This window comes from Kluyvera sp. Awk 3, from assembly GCF_028069715.1.
Classification (GTDB): domain Bacteria; phylum Pseudomonadota; class Gammaproteobacteria; order Enterobacterales; family Enterobacteriaceae; genus Kluyvera; species Kluyvera georgiana_A.
Map to the genome: position 1 here is coordinate 1 of NZ_JANEWH010000142.1, position 10,995 is coordinate 10,995.

General features: G+C 55.2%; 9 protein-coding genes. 8 read left to right on the forward strand and 1 reads right to left on the reverse strand.

Features of this window, described 5'->3' with window-relative positions; translation table 11 throughout:
• Nucleotides 1-385: 385 nt before the first annotated feature.
• The 8 genes from sdhC to sucD all read left to right on the forward strand — a co-directional run bounded on the left by sdhC (nucleotide 386) and on the right by sucD (nucleotide 10,078).
• Nucleotides 386-790 (forward strand): succinate dehydrogenase cytochrome b556 subunit, encoded by a 405-nt coding sequence (gene sdhC / locus NNN71_RS20855; RefSeq protein WP_035892718.1) that lies wholly within the window; start codon nucleotides 386-388, stop codon nucleotides 788-790.
• A complete protein-coding gene (sdhD, locus tag NNN71_RS20860; RefSeq protein ID WP_064548328.1) occupies nucleotides 784-1,131 on the forward strand; it encodes a succinate dehydrogenase membrane anchor subunit in 348 nt (115 codons plus the stop codon). Before sdhC ends, sdhD begins: the two co-directional genes overlap by 7 nt.
• Nucleotides 1,131-2,897, forward strand: a complete 1,767-nt coding sequence (gene sdhA / locus NNN71_RS20865) for a succinate dehydrogenase flavoprotein subunit (protein ID WP_064548330.1) — start codon at nucleotides 1,131-1,133, stop codon at nucleotides 2,895-2,897. Before sdhD ends, sdhA begins: the two co-directional genes overlap by 1 nt.
• 15 nt (nucleotides 2,898-2,912) lie before the next feature.
• A complete protein-coding gene (gene sdhB / locus NNN71_RS20870; protein WP_064548333.1) occupies nucleotides 2,913-3,629 on the forward strand; it encodes a succinate dehydrogenase iron-sulfur subunit SdhB in 717 nt (238 codons plus the stop codon).
• A 270-nt stretch (nucleotides 3,630-3,899) separates the two neighbouring features.
• Nucleotides 3,900-6,701, forward strand: coding sequence for a 2-oxoglutarate dehydrogenase E1 component (sucA, locus tag NNN71_RS20875; RefSeq protein ID WP_065355538.1), 2,802 nt, complete (start codon nucleotides 3,900-3,902; stop codon nucleotides 6,699-6,701).
• A gap of 13 nt (nucleotides 6,702-6,714) precedes the next feature.
• Complete coding sequence (gene odhB / locus NNN71_RS20880) at nucleotides 6,715-7,932, forward strand: 2-oxoglutarate dehydrogenase complex dihydrolipoyllysine-residue succinyltransferase (protein ID WP_163449178.1); 1,218 nt, start codon at nucleotides 6,715-6,717, stop codon at nucleotides 7,930-7,932.
• 110 nt (nucleotides 7,933-8,042) lie between these two features.
• The gene (sucC, locus tag NNN71_RS20885) at nucleotides 8,043-9,209 is read left to right on the forward strand and encodes an ADP-forming succinate--CoA ligase subunit beta (protein ID WP_003022927.1); all 1,167 of its coding nucleotides are present in this window, start codon (nucleotides 8,043-8,045) and stop codon (nucleotides 9,207-9,209) included.
• Nucleotides 9,209-10,078 (forward strand): succinate--CoA ligase subunit alpha, encoded by an 870-nt coding sequence (sucD, locus tag NNN71_RS20890; protein WP_008501094.1) that lies wholly within the window; start codon nucleotides 9,209-9,211, stop codon nucleotides 10,076-10,078. Before sucC ends, sucD begins: the two co-directional genes overlap by 1 nt.
• Nucleotides 10,079-10,177: 99 nt before the next feature.
• On the opposite strand, the gene NNN71_RS20895 is transcribed toward sucD, so the two are convergent.
• Nucleotides 10,178-10,894, reverse strand: coding sequence for a GntR family transcriptional regulator (locus tag NNN71_RS20895; protein ID WP_163449179.1), 717 nt, complete (start codon nucleotides 10,892-10,894; stop codon nucleotides 10,178-10,180).
• Nucleotides 10,895-10,995: the final 101 nt, after the last annotated feature.

The window sequence follows — 10,995 nt, forward strand, 5'->3', positions numbered from 1 at the left end:
CTTCCACACTGTTACATAACTAAATCTCCGGTGAAAGAGTGACCCCATAACTTTTACGCATTATATGCTTTTTCTGGTGTCGTTTGTAACAACTTTGTTTAATGATTGTCAAATCAGATGATTAAAAATTAAAATAATGTTGTTATCGTGACCTATGTCACTGTTCGGNATAAAACCNGACAAACTATATGTAGGTTAATTGTAATGATTTTGTGAACGGCCTATACTGCCGCCAGGTCTCCGGAACTCCCTGCAATCCCGAGCCACCCAGCGTTGTAACGTGTCGTTTTAGCATCTGGAAGCAGATTTAACCATGACGCGAAGTTATAGAAAGGACGCTGCTTGACCCGCCTGCAGACCGGAGGAAGGAAATAATAAGAACAGCATGTGGGCGTTATTCATGATAAGAAATGTGAAAAAACAAAGACCTGTCAATCTGGATTTGACAACAATCCGGTTCCCTATAACAGCGATAGCGTCCATTCTTCATCGCGTTTCCGGCGTGATTACGTTTGTGGCGGTGGGCATTCTGTTATGGCTGCTGGGCACCAGTCTCTCCTCCCCGGAAGGCTTCCTGACCGCTTCCTCCATCATGAGCAGTTTCTTCGTTAAATTCATTATGTGGGGCATCCTCACTGCGCTGGCCTACCACGCCGTTGTGGGTATCCGTCACGTGTTAATGGATTTCGGTTATATCGAAGAAACCCTCGAAGCCGGTCAGCGTTCAGCCAAAATCTCTTTCGTTATTACAGTCGTGCTTTCAATTCTTGCAGGAGTCCTCGTATGGTAAGCAACGCCTCAGCATTAGGACGCAACGGCGTACATGACTTCATCCTCGTCCGTGCCACCGCCATTGTCCTGACTCTGTACATCATCTACATGGTGGGCTTTTTTGCGACGCACGGTGAAGTGACCTGGGAAATCTGGAGCGGTTTCTTTGCCTCTGCGTTCACTAAAGTGTTCACCCTGCTGGCTCTGTTCTCAATCCTGATTCATGCCTGGATCGGCATGTGGCAGGTGTTGACCGACTACGTTAAACCGCTGGCCCTGCGCCTGACGCTGCAACTGGTGATTGTTGTGGCGCTGCTGGTTTACGTTATCTATGGATTTGTTGTGGTGTGGGGTGTGTGATGAAACTGCCAGTCAGAGAATTTGATGCTGTAGTGATTGGTGCCGGCGGCGCAGGTATGCGCGCGGCGCTGCAAATTTCCCAGAGCGGCCAGACTTGTGCGCTGCTGTCTAAAGTGTTCCCAACCCGTTCCCATACCGTATCCGCACAGGGTGGCATCACCGTGGCGCTCGGTAATACCCATGAAGATAACTGGGAATGGCACATGTACGACACCGTTAAAGGGTCGGACTATATTGGCGACCAGGACGCGATTGAATATATGTGTAAGACCGGCCCGGAAGCGATTCTGGAGCTGGATCATATGGGCCTGCCGTTCTCCCGTCTGGAGAATGGCACCATCTATCAACGTCCGTTTGGCGGCCAGTCGAAAAACTTCGGCGGCGAGCAGGCGGCACGTACCGCGGCGGCGGCTGACCGTACCGGTCACGCTCTGCTGCACACGCTGTATCAACAGAATTTGAAAAACCACACCACGATTTTCTCCGAGTGGTACGCGCTGGACCTGGTGAAGAACGCCGATGGCGCCATCGTCGGTTGTACCGCGCTGTGTATCGAAACCGGTGAAGTGGTGTACTTCAAAGCCCGCGCAACCGTGCTGGCGACCGGCGGCGCAGGCCGTATTTACCAGTCTACCACCAACGCCCACATCAATACCGGTGACGGCGTGGGTATGGCTATCCGCGCTGGCGTACCGGTGCAGGATATGGAAATGTGGCAGTTCCACCCGACCGGTATCGCCGGTGCGGGCGTGCTGGTCACCGAAGGCTGCCGTGGTGAAGGCGGTTACCTGCTGAACAAACACGGCGAGCGCTTCATGGAGCGTTATGCGCCGAACGCGAAAGACCTGGCGGGTCGTGACGTGGTGGCGCGTTCCATCATGATCGAAATCCGTGAAGGTCGCGGCTGTGACGGCCCGTGGGGCCCACACGCCAAGCTGAAGCTGGATCACCTGGGTAAAGAGGTGCTGGAATCCCGTCTGCCGGGTATCCTGGAACTGTCTCGTACCTTCGCGCACGTTGACCCGGTTAAAGAACCGATTCCGGTTATCCCAACCTGCCACTACATGATGGGCGGCATTCCGACCAAAGTGAGCGGCCAGGCGTTGACGGTGAACGAGCAGGGCGAAGACGTGGTCATTCCTGGCCTGTTCGCGGTCGGTGAAATCGCCTGCGTATCGGTACACGGTGCTAACCGTCTGGGCGGTAACTCGCTGCTGGATCTGGTGGTGTTTGGTCGCGCGGTGGGTCTGCATCTGCAGGAATCTATCGCGGAGCAGGGCGTACTGCGTGACGCTACCGAAGAAGAGATTGACGCTTCTCTGGAACGTCTGAACCGTTGGAACGGTAACCGTAACGGTGAAGACCCGGTCGAAATTCGCAAAGCGCTGCAGGAATGTATGCAGCATAACTTCTCGGTATTCCGTGAAGGTGATGCGATGGCCAAAGGCCTTGAGCAGTTGAAAGCCATCCGCGAGCGCCTGAAAAATGCCCGTCTGGATGATACCTCCAGCGAGTTCAATACCCAGCGCGTTGAGTGCCTGGAGTTGGATAACCTGATGGAAACGGCTTTCGCCACCGCGATGTCCGCCAACTTCCGTACCGAGAGCCGTGGCGCGCATAGCCGCTTCGACTTCCCGGAGCGTGATGATGAAAACTGGCTGTGCCATTCCCTGTATCTGCCAGAGTCGGAGTCTATGACGCGTCGTAGCGTCAATATGGAACCGAAACTGCGTCCGGCATTCCCGCCGAAGATTCGTACTTATTAATGCGGAGACAGGAAAATGAAACTCGAGTTTTCAGTTTATCGTTATAACCCGGACGTAGACGATGCTCCGCGCATGCAGGATTACACCCTGGAAGCGGAAGAAGGTCGCGACATGATGCTGCTGGATGCGTTAATCCAGCTGAAAGAAAAAGATCCGTCTCTGTCGTTCCGCCGCTCCTGCCGTGAAGGGGTATGTGGTTCTGACGGTCTGAACATGAACGGTAAAAATGGTCTGGCGTGCATCACGCCGATCTCCGCGCTGAATCAGCCGGGCAAGAAAATTGTTATCCGTCCTCTGCCAGGTCTGCCGGTGATCCGCGATTTGGTGGTAGACATGGGGCAATTCTACGCACAATATGAGAAGATTAAGCCTTACTTATTGAATAATGGGCAAAATCCTCCGGCTCGTGAGCATCTGCAGATGCCGGAGCAGCGTGAGAAACTCGACGGTCTGTACGAGTGTATTCTCTGCGCATGTTGTTCAACTTCTTGCCCGTCGTTCTGGTGGAATCCGGACAAGTTTATCGGCCCGGCAGGTCTGTTGGCGGCGTATCGTTTCCTGATTGACAGCCGCGATACCGAAACCGACAGCCGTCTGGAAGGTTTAAGTGACGCTTTCAGCGTATTCCGCTGCCATAGCATCATGAACTGCGTCAGTGTATGTCCTAAGGGGCTGAACCCGACGCGCGCCATCGGCCATATTAAGTCGATGCTGCTGCAACGTAGTGCGTAAGTAGTAGAGGGGAGCGCTGTTCCCCTCACCCTGACCCTCTCCCACAGGGAGAGGGGATAAAATGCAGGAAACCTTTAAAAACTGCCACATGCACTTCCTCTGAGAGAGGGGAAGGGTGAGAGTAAAAAACTCTTAAGACAGTTTCTAAAGGTTCCTTCGCGGGCCAGTGCAGATACAAGAGCTCGCAAGTGAACCCTGGGACGTGTGCTTTACCGGCGTACGTCGTAGTTATCCACGGCGAAATAAGCATAAAATGCTTAAGGGATCACGATGCAGAACGGCGCAATGAAAGCCTGGCTGGACTCTTCTTACCTCTCTGGTGCTAACCAGAGCTGGATAGAACAGCTCTATGAAGACTTCTTAACCGATCCTGACTCTGTCGACGCTCACTGGCGTTCAATGTTCCAGCAGTTACCTGGTACCGGAGTCAAACCGGATCAATTTCATTCCAAAACGCGTGATTATTTCCGTCGTCTGGCGAAGGATGCCTCACGTTACTCCTCTTCGATTTCCGACCCTGACACGAATGCGAAGCAGGTTAAAGTCCTGCAGCTTATCAACGCTTACCGCTTCCGTGGTCACCAGCATGCGAATCTCGATCCGCTGGGACTGTGGCAGCAGGATAGAGTCGCTGATTTAGATCCCGCTTTCCACGATCTGACTGAGGCCGACTTCCAGGAGAGCTTTAACGTAGGTTCTTTTGCTATCGGCAAAGAAACGATGAAGCTCGGCGATCTGATTGACGCGCTCAAGCAGACCTACTGCGGCCACATCGGCGCGGAATATATGCACATTACCAGCACCGAAGAAAAACGTTGGATTCAGCAGCGTTTTGAAGCGGGGCATGCCACCTTTACCGCGGAAGAGAAAAAACGCTTCCTGAGCGAGTTGACCGCCGCGGAAGGTCTGGAACGCTACCTGGGCGCGAAGTTCCCGGGAGCCAAACGCTTCTCGCTGGAAGGCGGCGACGCGCTGGTGCCGATGCTCAAAGAGATGATCCGTCATGCGGGCAAGAGCGGCACGCGTGAAGTGGTGCTGGGTATGGCGCACCGTGGTCGTCTGAACGTGTTGATCAACGTACTGGGTAAACAGTCCCAGGAGCTGTTCGACGAATTCTCCGGCAAACATAAAGAACATCTCGGCACCGGTGACGTGAAGTACCACATGGGCTTCTCCTCCGACATCGAAACCGAAGGCGGCCTTGTGCACCTGGCGCTGGCGTTTAACCCGTCGCACCTTGAAATCGTTAGCCCGGTGGTGATGGGTTCCGTGCGTGCGCGTCTGGATCGCCTCGACGAGCCGAGCAGTAACATGGTTCTGCCAATCACCATTCACGGTGACGCAGCCGTCACCGGTCAGGGCGTGGTTCAGGAAACCCTGAACATGTCCAAAGCGCGTGGTTATGAAGTGGGCGGTACCGTTCGCATCGTTATCAACAACCAGGTGGGCTTCACCACCTCGAACCCGTTGGATGCACGTTCTACCCCGTACTGTACCGATATCGGTAAGATGGTGCAGGCGCCGATTTTCCACGTTAACGCGGATGACCCGGAAGCGGTCGCTTTCGTTACCCGTCTGGCGCTGGACTTCCGTAATACCTTCAAACGCGATGTGTTCATCGATCTGGTGTGCTACCGCCGTCACGGCCACAACGAAGCCGACGAGCCGAGCGCAACCCAGCCGCTGATGTACCAGAAAATCAAAAAGCATCCGACCCCGCGCAAAATCTATGCTGACAAGCTGGAAGCGGACAAAGTCGCGACGCTGGAAGATGCCACCGAGATGGTCAACCTGTATCGCGACGCGCTAGACGCGGGCGAATGCGTGGTGAAAGAGTGGCGTCCGATGAACCTGCACTCCTTTACCTGGTCGCCGTACCTCAACCATGAATGGGACGAAAGCTACCCGAACAAGGTTGACATGAAGCGTCTGCAGGAGTTGGCTAACCGTATCAGTACCGTGCCGGAAGGCGTGGAAATGCAGTCTCGTGTCGCGAAAATCTACGGCGACCGTCAGGCGATGGCGGCGGGCGAGAAGCTGTTTGACTGGGGCGGCGCGGAGAACCTGGCGTACGCCACGCTGGTTGATGAAGGCGTTCCGGTGCGTCTGTCCGGTGAAGATGCCGGTCGCGGTACCTTCTTCCACCGTCATGCGGTGATTCACAACCAGACTAACGGTTCCACCTATACCCCGCTGCAGCACGTACACAACGGCCAGGGCGACTTTAAAGTGTGGGACTCCGTGCTGTCTGAAGAGGCGGTACTGGCGTTCGAATATGGCTACGCGACGGCTGAGCCGCGCACGCTGACCATCTGGGAAGCTCAGTTCGGCGACTTCGCCAACGGTGCGCAGGTGGTGATTGACCAGTTCATCTCCTCCGGCGAGCAGAAATGGGGCCGTATGTGCGGTCTGGCGATGCTGCTGCCGCACGGTTATGAAGGCCAGGGGCCGGAGCACTCCTCCGCGCGTCTGGAACGTTATCTGCAGCTTTGCGCTCAGCAGAACATGCAGGTTTGCGTGCCGTCTACCCCGGCTCAGGTGTATCACATGCTGCGTCGTCAGGCGCTGCGCGGGATGCGTCGTCCGCTGGTGGTGATGTCACCGAAGTCGCTGCTACGTCACCCGCTGGCGGTCTCTTCGCTCGACGAACTGGCGAATGGCACCTTTATGCCGGCCATCGGCGAGATTGACGAACTGGATCCGAAAGCGGTGAAACGCGTGGTGCTGTGCTCTGGTAAGGTGTACTACGACCTGCTGGAACAGCGTCGCAAAAACGACCAGAAAGATGTCGCTATTGTGCGTATCGAACAGCTGTATCCGTTCCCGCACCAGGCGGTACAGGAAGCACTGAAACCATTTGCTCACGTGCATGATTTTGTCTGGTGCCAGGAAGAGCCGCTGAACCAGGGCGCCTGGTACTGCAGCCAGCATCATTTCCGTGAAGTAGTTCCATTTGGGGCCGCTCTGCGTTACGCAGGTCGCCCGGCCTCCGCCTCACCGGCGGTAGGGTATATGTCCGTTCACCAGAAGCAGCAACAAGATCTGGTCAATGACGCGCTGAACGTCGATTAATTAAGGATACATAATGAGTAGCGTAGATATTCTGGTCCCTGACCTGCCTGAATCCGTAGCAGATGCGACCGTGGCCACCTGGCATAAAAAACCGGGCGATGCGGTAGTGCGTGATGAAGTGCTGGTAGAAATCGAAACTGACAAAGTGGTACTGGAAGTACCGGCGTCGGCAGATGGTATCCTTGATGCCGTTCTGGAAGATGAAGGCACCACCGTCACTTCCCGTCAGATCCTCGGTCGCCTGCGTGAAGGCAACAGCGCCGGTAAAGAAACCAGCGTCAAGGCTGACAGCAAAGAGTCTACCCCGGCTCAGCGCCAGCAGGCGTCGCTGGAAGAGCAAAATAACGAAGCGCTCAGCCCGGCGATCCGTCGCCTGCTGGCCGAGCACAACCTCGATGCCAACGCCATTAAAGGCACTGGCGTCGGTGGCCGTCTGACCCGTGAAGACGTTGAGAAGCACCTGGCAAAAGCACCGGCGAAAGCCGCTGCAGCACCAGCTCCGGCCGCTGCGCCGGTTGCGCCGCTGGCTGGTCGCTCCGAAAAACGTGTTCCGATGACCCGTCTGCGTAAGCGCGTGGCCGAGCGTCTGCTGGAAGCGAAAAACTCCACCGCGATGCTGACCACCTTCAACGAAGTGAACATGAAACCGATCATGGACCTGCGTAAGCAGTACGGTGACGCGTTTGAAAAACGCCACGGTATTCGTCTGGGCTTCATGTCCTTCTACGTGAAGGCGGTGGTTGAAGCGCTGAAACGCTATCCGGAAGTGAACGCTTCTATTGATGGCGATGACGTGGTTTACCACAACTACTTCGATGTGAGCATGGCCGTTTCGACGCCACGCGGCCTGGTGACGCCGGTCCTGCGTGATGTGGATGCTCTGGGCATGGCTGACATCGAGAAGAACATCAAAGAGCTGGCTGTTAAAGGCCGTGACGGTAAGCTGACCGTAGAAGATCTGACCGGCGGTAACTTCACCATTACCAACGGCGGCGTCTTTGGTTCCCTGATGTCTACCCCGATCATCAACCCGCCTCAGAGCGCGATTCTGGGTATGCATGCCATTAAAGACCGCCCGATGGCGGTGGATGGCAAAGTAGAAATTCTGCCGATGATGTACCTGGCACTGTCCTATGACCACCGTCTGATCGATGGGCGCGAGTCTGTAGGCTTCCTGGTGGCAATTAAAGAGTTGCTGGAAGATCCAACCCGTCTGCTGCTGGACGTGTAGTGATGTTAGCGGCCTCTCTCCCCGTGCGGGGAGGAGGCCCACTCTGTGCTATGCAGAACTAAAAGATCCAGACCACAACTCAACAACATTTTATAGGATGGATAGAACACATGAACTTACATGAATATCAGGCAAAACAACTCTTTGCCCGCTATGGCTTACCGGCTCCGGTGGGTTATGCCTGTACTACTCCGCGCGAAGCAGAAGAAGCCGCTTCAAAAATCGGCGCTGGCCCGTGGGTAGTGAAATGTCAGGTTCACGCTGGTGGCCGCGGTAAAGCGGGCGGTGTGAAGGTCGTTAACTCCAAAGAAGACATTCGCGCTTTCGCTGAACATTGGCTGGGCAAACGTCTGGTCACTTACCAAACGGACGCACACGGTCAGCCGGTTAACCAGATTCTGGTTGAAGCTGCTACCGACATCGGTAAAGAGCTGTACCTGGGCGCGGTAGTTGACCGTAGCTCCCGTCGCGTGGTCTTTATGGCCTCGACTGAAGGCGGCGTAGAAATTGAAAAAGTGGCGGAAGAAACCCCGCACCTGATCCACAAAGTGGCGCTGGATCCGCTGGCGGGCCCGATGCCTTACCAGGGGCGTGAGCTGGCGTTCAAACTGGGTCTGGAAGGTAAACAGGTTCAGCAGTTCACCAAGATCTTCATGGGTCTGGCGACTATCTTCCTGGAGCGCGACCTGGCGCTGATCGAAATCAACCCGCTGGTGGTGACCAAGCAGGGCGACCTGATCTGCCTCGACGGTAAACTGGGCGCTGACGGCAACGCGCTGTTCCGCCAGGCTGACCTGCGCGAAATGCGCGACCAGTCTCAGGAAGATCCGCGTGAAGCGCAGGCGGCACAGTGGGAACTGAACTACGTTGCGCTGGACGGCAACATCGGCTGTATGGTTAACGGCGCGGGCCTGGCAATGGGCACCATGGATATCGTTAAACTGCACGGCGGCGAACCGGCTAACTTCCTCGACGTGGGCGGCGGCGCGACCAAAGAGCGCGTGACCGAAGCGTTCAAAATCATCCTTTCCGATGACAATGTTAAAGCCGTACTGGTTAACATCTTCGGCGGTATCGTACGTTGCGACCTGATCGCTGACGGTATCATCGGCGCGGTAGCCGAAGTGGGCGTTAACGTCCCGGTTGTCGTACGTCTGGAAGGCAACAACGCCGAGCTCGGCGCGAAAAAACTGGCTGATAGCGGCCTGAATATTATTGCAGCGAAAAGTCTGACGGATGCAGCTCAGCAGGTTGTTGCCGCAGTGGAGGGGAAATAATGTCAGTTTTAATTAATAAAGATACCAAGGTTATCTGTCAGGGCTTCACCGGTAGCCAGGGGACTTTCCACTCCGAACAGGCGATTGCATACGGTACGCAGATGGTTGGCGGCGTAACGCCAGGTAAAGGCGGCACTACTCACCTGGGTCTGCCGGTATTCAACACCGTTCGTGAAGCCGTAGAAGCGACCGGCGCAACCGCCACCGTGATCTACGTTCCAGCGCCGTTCTGCAAAGACTCCATCCTGGAAGCGATTGATGCAGGCATCAAACTGATTATCACCATCACCGAAGGTATCCCGACGCTGGATATGCTGACCGTGAAGGTGAAGCTGGACGAAGCGGGCGTGCGCATGATTGGCCCGAACTGCCCAGGCGTTATCACCCCGGGCGAATGCAAAATCGGCATCATGCCGGGCCACATTCATAAGCCGGGTAAAGTGGGCATCGTTTCCCGTTCCGGTACGCTGACCTATGAAGCGGTTAAGCAGACCACCGACTACGGTTTCGGCCAGTCTACCTGCGTCGGTATCGGCGGCGACCCGATCCCGGGCTCTAACTTCATCGACATCCTGAAGCTGTTCCAGGAAGATCCGCAGACTGAAGCGATCGTGATGATCGGCGAGATCGGCGGTAGCGCAGAAGAAGAAGCGGCTGCTTATATTAAAGAACACGTGACCAAGCCGGTTGTTGGCTATATCGCGGGCGTTACCGCGCCGAAAGGCAAGCGTATGGGCCACGCTGGCGCCATCATTGCCGGTGGTAAAGGTACCGCTGATGAGAAATTCGCTGCTCTGGAAGCTGCTGGCGTGAAGACGGTTCGCAGCCTGGCTGACATTGGCGAAGCGCTGAAGTCCATCATTAAGTAATCCTCTCTGCTCCCTCACCGAATTCCCGCTGCATACAGGGAAAGAGGGAGCCTTATATGTCTTGTTTCGACATGGTTGGCCGCCCCTGGGCGGCCTTTTTTAATGGCGTCGTTTGGCCACCAGCGTAAATTTATAGTCGTCACTTTTGAAGGTATTGCGGCTATATTCAAACACCCGCCCATCCTGCAGGAATCCGCGAGAAATTTTCTCCAGCACCGGTTTCCCCGGCGCAATCCCCAGCATTGCGACCGTCTCCTCGTTTGGGATCACCGGGATAAGCTCCTGCTCACTGCGATCGATAACCATCTTTTTGATCGTTTCAATATAGTGATATTTTGAGTTTTCCATGACCTCCCAGGTGAGATCGGCAAACAGGGCGAGGGGCATCCACGTCTCTTCTAGGGTGACCGCTTTTTGCTTGATAAATCGCACCCGCTTGACGTGCCAGACCTTATCCGTGGCGGCGAGCTGGAGGTGTTCCGCCAGCGTCTCTCCTGCCGGAATAACTTCAAACACTTTCACTTCGCTATGTGTCTCAACCTGACGATCGGCCAGCTTTTCATAAAAGCTGGTGAGCTGATAAATGTCGTAATTGACGCGCTCTTCTTTGACATAGGATCCGCTGCCCTGGATGCTCTCAATAATCTCCTGATCGGTGAGCAGCTTTAGCGCCTGCCTGACGGTGACGCGGCTGACCTGAAAGGCCGCCTGTAGCGCAGACTCGGTTGGCAGGGCATCACCCGGCTTTAGCTCGCCGCGTGTGATTTGCGCCCGCAGTTCATCGGCTATCTGGCGATACATCGGTTTTCTACTCATCAGTTTTCGCTTTGCTATGAAGTGGTTAATACCTTTCAGGCAAATTATGCCGACATCTCCGCAATAGTAAATAATACAAATTAAATACAAATTATTACCAG

Coding starts and splice junctions, on each gene's coding strand:
- sdhC (WP_035892718.1), top strand. CDS start 386: ATGTGGGCGTTATTCATGATAAGAAATGTGAAAAAACAAAGACCTGTC.
- sdhD (WP_064548328.1), top strand. CDS start 784: ATGGTAAGCAACGCCTCAGCATTAGGACGCAACGGCGTACATGACTTC.
- sdhA (WP_064548330.1), top strand. CDS start 1,131: ATGAAACTGCCAGTCAGAGAATTTGATGCTGTAGTGATTGGTGCCGGC.
- sdhB (WP_064548333.1), top strand. CDS start 2,913: ATGAAACTCGAGTTTTCAGTTTATCGTTATAACCCGGACGTAGACGAT.
- sucA (WP_065355538.1), top strand. CDS start 3,900: ATGCAGAACGGCGCAATGAAAGCCTGGCTGGACTCTTCTTACCTCTCT.
- odhB (WP_163449178.1), top strand. CDS start 6,715: ATGAGTAGCGTAGATATTCTGGTCCCTGACCTGCCTGAATCCGTAGCA.
- sucC (WP_003022927.1), top strand. CDS start 8,043: ATGAACTTACATGAATATCAGGCAAAACAACTCTTTGCCCGCTATGGC.
- sucD (WP_008501094.1), top strand. CDS start 9,209: ATGTCAGTTTTAATTAATAAAGATACCAAGGTTATCTGTCAGGGCTTC.
- NNN71_RS20895 (WP_163449179.1), bottom strand. CDS start 10,894: ATGAGTAGAAAACCGATGTATCGCCAGATAGCCGATGAACTGCGGGCG.